At 41.0% G+C, this 13,818-nt stretch carries 12 protein-coding genes and 1 other RNA gene; 3 read left to right on the top strand and 10 right to left on the bottom strand.

Annotated elements, in window-relative coordinates:
* Nucleotides 1-3 precede the first annotated feature (3 nt).
* The 8 genes from BCY91_RS14360 to BCY91_RS14325 form a co-directional block, all read right to left on the bottom strand.
* Entirely contained in the window at nt 4-459 is a 456-nt protein-coding gene (locus BCY91_RS14360) for a hypothetical protein (protein ID WP_147387947.1), read from the bottom strand.
* 52 nt (nt 460-511) lie between these two features.
* The gene (gene mazG / locus BCY91_RS14355; protein WP_120182732.1) at nt 512-1,309 is read right to left on the bottom strand and encodes a nucleoside triphosphate pyrophosphohydrolase; all 798 of its coding nucleotides are present in this window, start codon (nt 1,307-1,309) and stop codon (nt 512-514) included.
* Between the two features lie 144 nt (nt 1,310-1,453).
* Nucleotides 1,454-2,860, bottom strand: coding sequence for a sigma-54-dependent transcriptional regulator (locus BCY91_RS14350; RefSeq protein ID WP_120182731.1), 1,407 nt, complete (start codon nt 2,858-2,860; stop codon nt 1,454-1,456).
* A gap of 102 nt (nt 2,861-2,962) precedes the next feature.
* Nucleotides 2,963-3,366, bottom strand: an RNA gene (gene rnpB / locus BCY91_RS14345) — RNase P RNA component class A.
* 18 nt (nt 3,367-3,384) lie between these two features.
* A complete protein-coding gene (locus tag BCY91_RS14340) occupies nt 3,385-3,807 on the bottom strand; it encodes a c-type cytochrome (protein WP_120182730.1) in 423 nt (140 codons plus the stop codon).
* Nucleotides 3,804-4,457 carry an SCO family protein gene (locus BCY91_RS14335; RefSeq protein ID WP_182995399.1) on the bottom strand — a complete coding sequence of 218 codons (654 nt, stop codon included), beginning with the start codon at nt 4,455-4,457 and terminating at the stop codon, nt 3,804-3,806. Before BCY91_RS14335 ends, BCY91_RS14340 begins: the two co-directional genes overlap by 4 nt.
* Nucleotides 4,458-4,509: 52 nt before the next feature.
* Complete coding sequence (locus BCY91_RS14330; RefSeq protein WP_147387946.1) at nt 4,510-4,974, bottom strand: hypothetical protein; 465 nt, start codon at nt 4,972-4,974, stop codon at nt 4,510-4,512.
* Nucleotides 4,975-5,081: 107 nt separating this feature from the next.
* On the bottom strand, nt 5,082-5,426 hold the full coding sequence (locus BCY91_RS14325) for a hypothetical protein (RefSeq protein WP_147387945.1): 345 nt from the start codon (nt 5,424-5,426) through the stop codon (nt 5,082-5,084).
* Between the two features lie 162 nt (nt 5,427-5,588).
* Here BCY91_RS14325 and BCY91_RS14320 point away from each other — a divergent pair, with 162 nt between their 5' ends.
* Entirely contained in the window at nt 5,589-6,569 is a 981-nt protein-coding gene (locus BCY91_RS14320; protein ID WP_120182811.1) for an acyl-ACP desaturase, read from the top strand.
* Between the two features lie 70 nt (nt 6,570-6,639).
* Here BCY91_RS14320 and BCY91_RS14315 read toward each other — a convergent pair whose 3' ends face one another.
* Together BCY91_RS14315 and BCY91_RS14310 are read right to left on the bottom strand one after the other, a co-directional pair.
* On the bottom strand, nt 6,640-9,090 hold the full coding sequence (locus tag BCY91_RS14315; protein WP_120182727.1) for a helix-turn-helix domain-containing protein: 2,451 nt from the start codon (nt 9,088-9,090) through the stop codon (nt 6,640-6,642).
* Nucleotides 9,091-9,117: 27 nt separating this feature from the next.
* The gene (locus BCY91_RS14310) at nt 9,118-10,488 is read right to left on the bottom strand and encodes a hypothetical protein (RefSeq protein WP_147387944.1); all 1,371 of its coding nucleotides are present in this window, start codon (nt 10,486-10,488) and stop codon (nt 9,118-9,120) included.
* Nucleotides 10,489-10,530: 42 nt separating this feature from the next.
* Between BCY91_RS14310 and ku the strand changes: the two genes are divergently transcribed.
* Nucleotides 10,531-11,298, top strand: a complete 768-nt coding sequence (gene ku / locus BCY91_RS14305; protein WP_120182725.1) for a non-homologous end joining protein Ku — start codon at nt 10,531-10,533, stop codon at nt 11,296-11,298.
* A 3-nt stretch (nt 11,299-11,301) separates the two neighbouring features.
* Nucleotides 11,302-13,788, top strand: coding sequence for a DNA ligase D (gene ligD / locus BCY91_RS14300; protein WP_120182724.1), 2,487 nt, complete (start codon nt 11,302-11,304; stop codon nt 13,786-13,788).
* Nucleotides 13,789-13,818: the final 30 nt, after the last annotated feature.

Raw genomic sequence — 13,818 nt, 5'->3', positions numbered from 1 at the left:
TTTTTAATTGGAAGCAAGCTGTTTTAAGCTTATTGTGGCCCGCGACTTGGCGTTTTTTTGCTGTGCGCTAGGGTAGGGCTTCACCCCAAACAGAACCGCTTGGTAATAGTTTTGATTTAATTTAAAACTAAGGGTGTCTTTTTTTGCTGTGGGTAGGCGCAATTCAAAACTGGCGGTATCGCTGTTTAATTGCGTTGCATTAAATTGAACACGCGCTTCGCCAGCCCAAATGCAATTTACACCAATTGGGCAACGGCTGTCATCAATAGCTATGATGCTAATTTCAACTCCGTTCAAAGTATCCGCACCAAACCAAACACTTTCGGCGGTGCCTAGCTCTACCTTAGTGCCAAAAGGAACTATTTTGTTGGTCTCCACCGTTTTTTCGCAAGCTACAAAGCTCACCAAGCCTAACAGCGTAGCTCCAAAAAAGAAAGATTGTAAATTGTTTAGATACATAAGCGCCTCTTTTAAACGTCCATACGTATCTGATAGCAAAAGTGATACTATGTTACATTTTTTTTGCTTCGTTCCAATAAACATCCATCTCGGCAAGGCTCATTTGGTGCAACTGCTGGTTGTTTTCTTTGGCTTTTTGTTCTAGGTACTGAAAACGCTTGATGAACTTTTTGTTCGTTTTTTCCAGTGCATTTTCTGGATTAATGTTTACAAAGCGGGCGTAATTAATTAAAGAAAACAGCAAATCTCCAAATTCTTCTTCGGCTTTTTGCTGGTCAATTTGTTTTTCATCGCTGATGTTAAACTCTGCCTTAAACTCTTGCAGCTCTTCTTCTACCTTTTCCCAAACTTGTTCTTTTTTGTCCCAGTCAAATCCTACACCCCGGGCCTTTTCTTGAATGCGCGCTGCTTTTACCAATGCAGGTAAAGAGCCTGGTACACCGCCCAAAACAGACTTATTGCCCTCTTTCAGCTTTATCTGCTCCCAATTTTGTTTCACTTGCTCTTCTGTATCGGCTTTAGTGTCACTATAAATATGCGGATGCCTGTTAATTAGTTTTTCGCAAGTGCTATTGAGTACATCAGTAATAGTAAAAGCCTCTTTTTCTGAGGCAATTTTTGCGTAAAACACCAGGTGCAACATAATGTCGCCAATCTCCTTTTTAATTTCCTGCATATCGCCCTCCAAAATGGCATCGGATAGCTCATAAGTTTCTTCAATGGTAAGGTGGCGCAGACTTTCTAGGGTTTGTTTTTTATCCCAAGGGCATTTAGCGCGTAAATCTTCTAAGATGGCAAGCAGACGGTTAAAAGCGGTATGGGGTTGTTTTTGGGTGTCAAATACGTTCATTTGTTGATTATTTCAGAAATTCAAAGGTATTGCGAATTTATTTCAGGAGAAAGTCTGATTTCTAAAGCTTTCGCGATACCGATATAAACAAAAAACCCTCACCTAATAAAAGATGAAGGGTTTTAGTTTTGACTATACTTTTAATTAATCCGCCCGTTTTAAACCAAACTTGTCGATTTTGCTGTACAGGTGACTGCGCTGAATTTCGATATCTTCTGCGGTTTTAGAAACGTTCCAGTTGTTTTTTTCAAGTTTATACTTGATGAATTCCATCTCTGCATAATCTTTAAAATCTTGGAAGTTGGAGAAACCATCGTAATCAAATCCTTTTGCGCTTCCTGTACTAGCTTTGCTTTCAAAAGCGTTTTGCGGTTCGTAAATACTGCCGCTAGGGTTTGCAAAAGCTCTCACGTTTTCCTCTGTAATTGTTTTATCGCTTAAAATAATTAAACGCTCAATTACGTTGCGCAACTCGCGGATGTTACCCGTCCATGGTAAAGATTTAAGCACTTCAAAAGCTCCCGGGCTAATTTTCTTTACCGGAATATTGTACTCGTTGCAAATTTCTTCACAGAAACTTTCGGACAACAAAGGCACGTCGGAAGAACGTTCTGCCAATGGCGGCACATGGATGTGGATTACATTTAAACGGTGATACAAATCCATCCTAAAGTTACCGGCCTCAATTTCTTTTAGCAAGTCTTTATTTGTTGCTGCAATTACGCGCACATTTACATCAATTTCTTTCTCGCCACCTACGCGGGTAATTTTATTTTCTTGCAACGCGCGCAAAACTTTAGCCTGTGCAGAAGGGCTCATATCACCAATCTCATCTAAAAAGATCGTACCGTTGTTAGCCTGCTCAAATTTTCCTATGCGTTGTTTAATGGCCGATGTAAAAGAGCCTTTTTCGTGACCGAATAGTTCCGATTCAATCAACTCCGATGGGATGGCAGCACAGTTAACCTCAATCAACGGAGCGCCCGCCCGGTTCGATTTTTCGTGCAGCCAGCGTGCAACCAATTCTTTACCGCTGCCGTTTGCACCTGTAACCAAAACACGGGCTTCTGTTGGTGCAACACGTTCGATGGTTTCTTTGATTTTAGCTATCGCTGGCGACTCGCCTAAAATTTCGCGAGTTTTTGATTTGGCAACTTTTTGCTTCAATACCTTGGTTTCTGTAACTAAAGTTCCGCGGTCCAAAGCGTTGCGTACGGTAATTAGTAATCTGTTTAAATCAGGTGGTTTAGAGATAAAATCGAAAGCGCCTTTTTTTGAAGCCTCCACAGCGGTTTCTACCGTCCCGTGGCCCGAGATCATAATAAAAGGTAAATCCGGATGTGAAGCTTGCGCACTGCTCAGCACTTCCATTCCGTCCATACGGTTCATTTTAATGTCGCACAACACTAAATCGTAACCGATGTTCTTAATCATCTCTAAGCCGTCTGCACCGTTATCAATGTCATCTACCTTGTAATTTTCGTATTCTAAAATTTCGCGTAAGGTATTCCTAATTGCCCGCTCGTCATCAATGATTAAAATTTTAGCCATATAAATTAATTGTTGTTAAAAGTGTATATTATTTTAGACAATTTACGTATTAGGCAGGCAAAAAAAAGTCCTGCAATTGTTTGCAGGACTTCAAAATGCTTGTAATAATGCAAATTTGTAAGCCGGGTTCTGTCATCCCGAAACAATTCAGGATGTCTCTATCATTTATCTTGCCACAATATTGCTATTGCAGTCTAACGATCTACCCTTCCTGATAGCACACTGGGCGCGGCAGAACGAGTAGCTCTGACGGTCAGGATTTATTTGATCTTTCAACTCCTGAGGTTTACCACGATGCATGTCGCCATACAAAGTCGTGAGCTCTTACCTCACGTTTTCACCCTTACTTCATCCCGATAGCTATCGAAACGAAGCGGTTTGTTTTCTGTAGCACTTTCTGTCGTTCTATTACAAAACGCCTTCCCGTTAGGAAGCAGGATACTCTGTGTTGCCCGGACTTTCCTCCATCCGCCCTTAAGGCGAACAGCGATAGAGCCATTTGCATGGCAAAGATAAGGATTATCTTATTTACAGTTTCTCAGATTTTTTTCTACCTCGCTAATGTCATACAAACCCTGATTATTGCCGAAAGCGTTGGTTACATAGGTGAGCAGCTTTGCCAAATCAACTGCTGCCAGATGTTTTTCGGCGGGCATTTTCTCTTTATAACCAATGCCGTTAATCACAATGCTATCGCTTAGGCCGTAAACAATAATGCAAGCCAGCTTATCCCGGTTTTCTTTTAAATAAATGGTGTCTGTTAATGGCGGAATTAGTTTGCCTAAGCCAGACCCATCTTCCATGTGGCAATTGCCACAATGCGTTTTATAAAGGTTTAGTCCGTCAGAATAGTAGCGCTGGTACTTGATAGATTCTTCGCTGCAGGCGCTAAAAAATATCGCCACAAGCACCGTTAAACCGATACTTAAAAGCACGTATTTTCTCATTTTTTTGCCGATTTATATTCGTTAAGCAAAATATCGATGTCGGTTTTAAGATTTTCTACCTGCTCTTTATTGGTGCCGTCATAAGCGCCGCGGATGCGTTTATCTTTATCTACCAAAATAAAATAACCAGAATGCTCTACGCCACCGGGAATTTTCTCGTTCTCTTGTGCATAGTTCATATATCCGTTGCGGGCAATATTGTAAATTGAATCTCGGCTACCCAACAAAAAGCTCCATTGCGTACCGGTAACGCCAAGTTTATTAGCGTATTTCTTTAATACAGGAATGCTATCGTGCTTTGGATCAATGCTGTGCGATAAAAAACGGACTTCATTATTTCCTTTATACTTTTGGTAAACCGAAAGCATATTTTTGCTCATAATAGGGCAAATAGAAGGGCAGGAGGTGAAAAAGAAATCGGCGATGTAAATGCTGTTTTTTAAAGAATCGTTGTTGATGATGGCGCTATCCTGGTTCATAAAACTGAAGGCCGGGATGGTTTGGTAAAAGGTATCAACCTCCAACTTGCCATTTACCATCCGTTCCATGGTTTGTCTTTCGCCTAAAATAGGTAGTTTCTCATGGTGTTGGTTGCAGGCAAAAAGTAAAAAGGATGCACTTGCAACTAAAAGGCTTTTAAGAATCTTCATTCTTCAATGTTTTATATATGCATAATATGGCGTTAGAACACCATTTTTTAACTTATTTGTTCAGGCTTCTCACTAAAGAGTCGCTATGAACAATGGCCTGCTTAAAAGCATTTTCCAAGTTATTTAGCTTTTCTTGTTCGCCTTTTAAATAGGTGATTACTTCATCTTCAGATTTGCCGTCATACTCTGGGCTAAACTCGTGCATCCAAGCCATCATATCTTCATCGGCTTTAGCTAGATGATTTGCGGCATCATTTAGTTGTACGCGCAAATCTGCGGTATCTAAACTTGGGTTTTTGGCCTTTAAGCTATCCAAATGCGCCACCAAATAGTTCAGCTGCATTTTTTTCTCCATTAAAGTGCTCATCTGGTTCATTAAGCTATCATGCGATGCAATTACAGATTGTTGTAAATCATCCTGAGTTTTTTTCTGGCTTTGATTGCAAGCACCTAAAGCTATCGCTATAAGCGCAATAAAGCCAATGCTTAGGTTTAATGTGTTTTTTAAAGATTTCATAATGAGATTTTTATCAAAAATTGATTCCAAAGCTATTTTAGCAATAGCCATATCTTAATTCATAATTACGTTAGCCAATTCGCAAACCTTCTAACGCAGATTTTAGTTTAAACCAGGTACAGAACGCGCTGCGGCGGACGAAAAACCGCATTTGTGCGTTTAATTAAATGTTGGTTTGTATAAGGGGTGTAAATTTTTAAAACAACACTTCGAAAAACATACACCTCAAATGTTGCGGGCGCTAAGGGCGGTTGCAATAAATCTTTTTGGGTTTGATGCTCTTTATCTTGTTGCTTCTGTTCTGCTTCGGCTAATTTTTTCTTCAGAAAACACTTTCCTTGGCAATGCAAAGCCGGTTTGTTTTTATTGATGCAAAGCGCTGTGGCAATATGACTTTTATTTAGCTTATAGCCAGCAAAATACAGCCAATGCGTAAATGTGCTGCTTAGCATCACCAAAGTTAATAGGATACAAAAAAAGCGTTTACACATGCTTGGCAAAAATATTGTTTTATGTGTTAAGGCACAAATCTAGGGCATTGTAACGGCATTTATCCATGCGTTGTAAACAGATTTGTGTCAAGAATAATTATATTTGGATTTTATTTTATTATGATGGAACTACCTGTTGGATCGAGAAAAGAAGTAATGAGCTATTTGGAGCCTTTTATGGTGAATGAAATGGCTGATTATTTAAAACCGGTTGAAGAGATGTGGCAACCGGCTGATTTTTTACCCGATGCCAGCAAAGAAACTTTTTTTGACGAGGTTAGAGATTTACAGGGTAATGCCAAAGAGCTTTCTTACGATTTGATGGCTGTTTTGGTAGGCGATACCATTACCGAAGAGGCCTTGCCAACATACGAATCATGGTTAACCATGGTTAACGACGTGTCCCGAAGCGAGCAAGGCGGCTGGATGAAATGGGTGCGTGCCTGGACCGCCGAAGAAAACCGACACGGCGATTTGCTAAACAAATACCTTTACTTAACCGGACGTATTAACATGCGGGCTATGGAAGCTTCAACGCAGTATCTAATTCAAGATGGTTTTGATATTGGCACCGGATATGATCCTTACCGCAACTTTATTTATACCTCATTCCAAGAGTTGGCCACCAACGTTTCGCACCGAAGAGTGGCTATGCTGGCTAAAAACTCGGGCGACAAACAATTATCTAAAATGTGTGGCGTAATTGCAGCAGATGAGGCGCGCCACGCTAAAGCCTACAAAGCCTTTATCAGTAAAGCTTTTGAGGTTGACGCAAACGAGGTAATGTTAGCTTTTGAAGATATGATGCGCAAGAAAATTGTGATGCCAGCGCACTTTTTGCGCGAAATGGGCACCAATATTGGGCAGACCTTTGGCCATTTTACAGATGCGGCACAACGTTTAGGAGTTTATACCGCTTTAGATTATGTGGATATTTTAAAAGATTTATTGGTAGACTGGAAAATTGACAGCGTACAAGATTTAGATGGGGCAGGGGAAAAAGCTAGAGAATATTTATTGGCTTTGCCTAACCGCTTAGCACGCATTGCAGAACGTATCAAGGTACCGCAAATGGAATACAAATTTAGCTGGATTATAGGCTAAACAATTAAAAATTAAGAAGTAAAAGTAAAAACCGGTGGCTTTTAGTCATCGGGTTTTTTGTTTATGACGTTTAACTTTCTTGGGCGAGCGAAAGATGTTTCATAACCGCGCGAATCTCGCCGTAAGAGATATCACTGCCCAGTGCTTGTTTAATTTGATTGATAGACGTGGCCTTGCTTTCCAAAATGTAATCGCTGATTTTGTTTACTTTCTCCGGCGCAATAAAATCGTTGATATCTAAGCCGTCGCCAATAAAATCTGTAAGGTGGCTTTCAATGGTTGAAGTTACCAAACTGCGTTCTTTAGCAATTTCTTCTACCGTTTTACCTTCTTTAAAAAGTTTTAGGCTTAGCAGTTTAGTGTCGGGTTTGGTAGCTTTTACGCTAAGCAACTCGTTGCTGGCTTTATATTCGATGCCTTTGCTTTCGCAATAAGCGCCAATCATATTTAAAATTTCAATGCCGTACTGTTTAATTTTTACTTTACCGATGCCTTTAATGCGTTCAAGCTCGGCAAAGTTTGCCGGTAAACGGTTGGCTAAGTCGCTCAGTACTTTTTGTGGCAAAACCTGATATACCGGTACGCCTTGGTCGGCCGCAAGCTCATCCCGCCAGATTTTAAGCGTATGGAACAGTGCATCGTGCTTTACGCCAGACGGTACAGCCTTGCGTCTTTCCGGTTCTACCGAACCTGATTTTTTACTGCTCTTAAAATCAATATCGGCATTGGCTTTGGCTTTAAGATAGGCCAAAGTCTGGAAACCCTCATTACATAGCTTTAAGCCGCTGCGTTTAATAAACAGTTCCCGGTCCATATTGTCCAGCACTTCGTCCAGTTGTTTGCGCACGGCTTTGTTGTCGGTATCAAAGTCGGTTTGTTTCAGTAAATCTTCAAGTGCTGTAAGCTGTTGCATAAAATAAGCACAACCTTTTTTTACCCGCTCTTGCAATGCCTCATTTTCTTCGGGCAAACCTTCTTCTTGTAAAGCAATATAAATTTGTCGCTTAAACTTCTCGGCAACGCTTTCTATGTGCTGCTCATCAAATTCTCGGCATTTATTTATTTGCGCCAGAAAATCTTTGTCTACCGTTTGGTGCTGCTCTTCGCCAATCCGCTTTAGCTGAAAAAGTAAGCTCTTTATCATGCTAAACTGAAAAAGATCAAACAACAAATTCTGCTGAAAAATAATTTTCGACTGTGTAAGATGGTTCTCTGTTGGCTCGTTAGCTTCGGCGTTTTTGGTATAATGCGATACCACGCCATCTGTTTTAACGCTGTTGAAATTGATGGGTGAGTGCAGCACCAAGCCTTCAAAGGTTTTACATCGGCTTAAAGCCACATAAACCTGCCCGTGGGCAAAGGCCGCGTTGGCATCTATAATGGCTTTTTCAAAAGTTAAACCTTGGCTTTTGTGTATGGTAATGGCCCAAGCCAGTTTTAAAGGGTATTGCACAAAGGTGCCGATGATATTTTCGTCAATTTCTTTGGTGCTGGGGTTTAGCTCAAACCTAAAGTTTTGCCACTCTACACGGTCAACGGCCAATTCTTGTAAATCATCAGGGCATTTTACATAAATTACGCCTTCTTTTATTTTAGTGATGGTGCCGATTTTACCGTTAAAGTAGAGCTTATCGCGCGAAATATCGTTTTTTACGAACATCACCTGTGCGCCAACTTTGAAAGTTAGTTCTAATGCGTTGGGATACGAAAACTCCGGAAAATCGCCATGCACTTCTGCTGTAAAATGATGTGCCGTTGTTTTCAGCGCTTTCAGTTTCTCGGCGTTGATACGGTCTGCAGCGTGGTTATGCGAGCTTAAGGTGATGTAACCTTCTTTTTCATCGGGATTAAAATCCGGAATATACCGCGAGTTAAGCTGCTCTAAAACAGTAAGATCAACTTTGTTTTCGCGTACCGCATTTAGTATCCCGATAAAAAAATCATCAGACTGGCGATAAATATGCTTCAGCTCGATATTGATGGGGAAAGTTTGTTTTAAAGCAATGCTGTTAAAGAAATAGATATTGCTGTAATAATCTTTCAGCAGGTTCCATTCGTCGTCCTTTATCACAGGCGATAGTTGGTGTAAATCGCCAATCATCAACAGTTGCACGCCTCCAAAAGGCTTTGTACGGTCGCGGTAACGGCGCAAAACAGCATCTATGCTATCCAAAGTATCGGCACGCACCATACTAATCTCATCAATCACCAATAAATCTAAACTTTTTATCAGATTGATTTTTTCGCGCGTCATGCGGCGACTTTGGTTCGCCTTATCTTCTTGCGTTGGGATGTAAGGGCCAAACGGCAACTGAAAAAAGGAATGGACGGTGCTGCCACCAGCGTTAATTGCCGCCACACCGGTTGGTGCAACCACCACCATACGTTTAGGGCAAGTTTTTTTAAGCTGGTGCAGAAAAGTAGTTTTCCCCGTGCCGGCTTTTCCGGTTAAAAAGATGTTCCGGTCTGTATAATGTACAAATTCTGAAGCTAGCCTAAGTTGGGGATTTTCTGTCTGCATTTCAAACTTGATGGTGGATGCGCAAAGTTAAGCTATTTTATTTTTGAGCGAAAACCTGCGCCTTTCTGTAAAGATAAAAATCGCCAAAGCGATGTAAGCTATGGCGTTTAACAGGTAATTTTGTTGGTAAGGCAGCGTGGCATAAGCGTAATAACTCAATACTATTAAAGCCGACCAAATTAGCGCAAAGCGCCACCTGATAAAAGGACTTAGTGCAAGCAAAATAATGATGTACCACGGATGCACCACCGCACTAAAGAGGTAATAGACAAAGAAAAACCAGAATGCGGTTTCAAAAACATTTGCCGCTTTAAAATAGGCAAGGGCAAAACCAAGGAGCGTAAGTGCCAGCAGCAGCGGGCTTAAAACCGCGTTAGGGTTCTGTCCTAAAAGCATCCATCCCAACTGTTTCAAAACCAGATAAATACTTCCGTTAAATTCAAAATTACCATAATAAAGCTGTATGCTGCTGAACATATTTTTAGCAAGCTGCACAGAGTGGATAAAAGGCAAAAACAGTAAGATGCAGGTAAATGCCACAATAAAGCCTGCGAAGATGGTCTTTTTAAACCCTACTTTTTTAAGGAATAAGGGCAACAGAATTACCGGCAAAAGCTTGGCGCAAATACCCAAAGCCAAAGCTAAAGAAGCCAATATCCAACGCTTTTTGTTCAGGAGATAAAGTGCCAGCAGGCTGAAAAAAATCATCACTGCCTCAAAGTGTAGGTTACCGCTAAGCTCTACAATTGCCAAGGGGTTTAAAGCATATAATAAAGCTAAACTTTTGGCTTTGTTAAAGTGTTTTAATATGCTGATAATCAAAAATATATTTCCAGCATCAAAAAGGATGATGATGGTGTGTAAGATGGTGATTGAAGACAGAATCTGTTGCTTTCCCGGGATGGCCATCAGTGCAAAAGCCAACTGGTTTACGGGCGGATAAACTGAGAAATAATCTGGCGAATTCATGTGCTGCAACAGGTTTAAATCCAGCCAACTGTAATTGAATTTTGCGAGCTCGTTAGGGGTAAAGGCAAAAGGATTAATGCCATGCAGTATTTGTGCACCGTCCCAAATAAAGCGATAGTAATCATCGCTTAGCAAAGGCACTGCAAAAAGAAATGTACAGCGTAGCAGTATCGCCAGGGCCAAACTGCTTTTAAAAAAAATAGCCGCATTATATTGTTTGATGATGTAGAGATAAGCGACAAAAGCTACCGCCATCGCGGCCCAAAAAGAAAAGATAGCCGCGCGGGTCGGGATAAGGTATGCCACGTAAATCATCGCGCCAAGCATTGTGAGTGCTAATAAATAATAAGAGAGGGGCTTTTGCTTATTGTAGTTTTCAAACATCGCGACAGCTAAAAATAAGCTTTTATTGGGTTTCTTAGATGGCATATTTCTTGAATTAGCTTAAACCGCATCATTAATTAGAGAAACATGAGATCTATCTGGAACGGAACCATCGGCTTCGGGCTGGTAAACATACCCGTAAAGCTGTACTCGGCTATTGAAAGCGGCAATATTGATTTGGATATGCTGGACAGTCGTGACCATTCGCATATCAAATATCAGCGCATTAACGAGAAAACGCGTAAAGAAGTGCCTTACGAAAAGATTGTTAAGGGCTACTTAATGAACGACGAATACATTGTGCTAGAGGAGCAGGATTTTGATGATGCCAGTCCGGAGAAGAGCAGGAACATTGCTATCGAGAATTTTGTAAAGGTAGATGAAATAAACCCCATGTTGTTTGAAACATCATATTACGCCGAACCCGCTAAACAAGGCGAAAAAGCCTATGCTTTACTGTTGAAAGCCTTAGAAAAAACAAAGTTAGCGGGCTTTGGTTCTTTTGTTTTAAGGCAAAAGGAGGCGCTTTGCGTTATCTACCCGAAGAACGGTGTGCTGGTGATTTCGCGCATCCGCTTTGCGCAAGAAATACGTAAAACTGACGAGCTTAACACTCCAGATGATATAAATGTTGGCAAAAAGGAGCTAGACGTTGCCTTGGCTTTAATTAAACAATACACCTCGGATTTTGATATTGAGGCCTACAAAGACACTTATAACCAACAATTGATGAAAATCATCAAAGCGAAGGCTAAAGGTAAACGCCCGACCATCAAAAAACTGAAACCGAAGAAAGCTAAAAGTGATGATTTGTACGATCAATTGATGGAAAGTTTAAATAAGAAAGGAGCCTAAGCCATGGGTTTAGAGAAATACAACGAGAAGCGCGATTTTACCGCAACCAAAGAGCCTAAAGGCGGTAAATCGGCCAATAAAAAATTACGTTTTGTGGTGCAAAGGCATCATGCATCGCATTTACATTACGATTTTAGGTTGGAGCTAGACGGCGTTTTAAAAAGCTGGGCGGTGCCAAAAGGACCATCTTTAAACCCCAAAGACAAGCGCTTGGCCATGATGGTGGAGGACCATCCTTATGATTATAAAGACTTTGAAGGAGAAATCCCGAAAGGAAATTATGGCGCGGGCACGGTCAGTATTTTTGATGAAGGCTTTTACCATTCTTTGGCTGATGAGCGTAAAGATGATGTGAAGACTTTACACGCAGGTTTACATTCCGGCAACCTGAAATTTAGCCTCAACGGAAAGATTTTAAAAGGGGAGTTTGCTTTGGTGCGCTTAAAAAACGCCGAAGACAACTCGTGGCTGTTGATTAAGCACGATGATAAGTATGCCGAACATAAAAAGTTTAGTGCCGAAGATTTGGTAAGCGAGAAGATAAAAAAAGCGGGCTTAGCTTTTAAAAAAGCAGAGAAAGCGCCAAAGGTACAGGCTAAACAGGAAGTTAAGGCAGCAAAAAAAGCTTATGAACCTATGCTGGCTACTTTAGCCAGCGATATTTTTGATGATGAAGATTGGTTGTTTGAGCGTAAGCTGGATGGTTATCGGATATTGGCAGAAAACGGTGAAAAACTGAATCTGGTTACCCGCAACGGAAAAAACTATACCGATAAATATCCGTCTATTGCTAAAGAGCTAAAAAAACTGAAAGAAGATTGCGTGATTGACGGTGAGTTGGTAGCGGTGGATAAAAAGGGAAAAGACGTTTTTCAGCTATTGCAACATTATGAGGAAAGCAAGGCCGAGCTAAAGTACTATGCTTTTGATTTACTGGCGCTTGACGGACATGATTTGACGGAACTTCCTCTTATTCAACGTAAAAACTTATTGGAGAAACTGCTGGAACCTTATCAATTTAAAAATGTGCTGTTTAATCAGCATATCATAGGCAAGGGCAAAAAGGCTTTTAAAGAAGCCGAAAGAGAACATTGGGAGGGCATAATTGGAAAACGTGCAAATGATACTTATTATCCGGGCAAGCGGACACAATCTTGGTTGAAGTTTAAGTTTAACAACAGTCAGGAAGCAATAATTTGCGGTTTTACCGCGCCAGGAGGTAGCAGAAAGCGTTTTGGCGCGCTAGTTTTAGGGATGTTAGACGATAAAGAACATATCAAATACATTGGCAATTGCGGCACCGGATTTACCGACACCGATTTGGAAGAGCTGTACCAAAAGATGGAACCTTTGATAATGAAAAGCAAGCCTTTTAAAGCTAAGGTCGCGCAAGAACGCAATGCCACTTGGATAAAGCCCGAACTGGTTTGCGAGGTAACCTATACCGAGTGGACCAACGACGGGCATTTAAGGCATCCGGTGTTTAAAGGTTTAAGGACAGATAAGGATAAAAAATCGGTAAAGGCAGAGTTACCTAAAAATGCGAAGAAAGTGGCTAAACAAAAACATGATTTCGGCGGAGAAAACGATGTTGAAAAAACATTTGGTGGCAAAAAAGTAAGCTTGAGCAATTTAGACAAGCTTTATTGGCCTAAAGAAAAAATCACCAAAGGCGATTTAATCCATTACTATGATACAGTGGCCAATGAGATGTTGCCTTACCTAAAAAATAAACCCCTCTCTTTAAATCGTCACCCAAATGGAATTACCAAGCCCGGCTTTTTTCAAAAAGATGTGGACACGGAACATATCCCCAAATGGGCAAAAACTACCAAAGTGTTTTCTGAAAGTAATGCCAAAACCATTGATTACCTAGTTTGCAATGATAAGGCGACGTTAATTTACATGGCAAATCTTGGTTGCATAGAAATTAACCCTTGGCTAAGCAATTACCAAAAGCCCGAAAAACCTGATTTTATGGTGATTGATTTGGATCCGGATAAAAACGAGTTTAGCGAAGTGGTGCAGCTGGCCTTGGTGTTAAAAGAGGTGTTTGACGAGATGCAGATTCGTTCTTATGTAAAAACTTCGGGCTCATCGGGCATTCATATTTACGTGTATGTTGGCGCTGCCTATGATTATGATTTTGTGAAAGAGTTTGCCCGCTTTATTGCCCAAAAGGCACATGAACGCAGTCCGGATAATACCAGTCTGGAGCGCTCGCCATCTAAAAGAAAAGGTAAAATTTATATCGACTTTTTGCAGAATAGGAGGGGACAAACGATTGCTGCACCCTATTCGGCACGGCCGAAACCTGGCGCAACGGTTTCTTTCCCGGTAGATTGGGAGGCTTTGGATGAAAATTTCAGCATGAAAGATTATGATATTTTTAACGTTCCAGAGAAGATTGCAAACCGGAATGACCCGTGGGCAAGTATTTTTGATGAAAAGCAGGATTTAAAGAAAGCGCTGAAAGGGGTGAAGCGGTAGTGCAGTTTCCTGCTATTGTGAAGCGAAGCG

The organism is Pelobium manganitolerans (assembly GCF_003609575.1).
Lineage (GTDB): Bacteria > Bacteroidota > Bacteroidia > Sphingobacteriales > Sphingobacteriaceae > Pseudopedobacter > Pseudopedobacter manganitolerans.
Note: the sequence above shows the minus strand (reverse complement) of the source record. Positions and strands in the feature narration are given on the sequence as shown.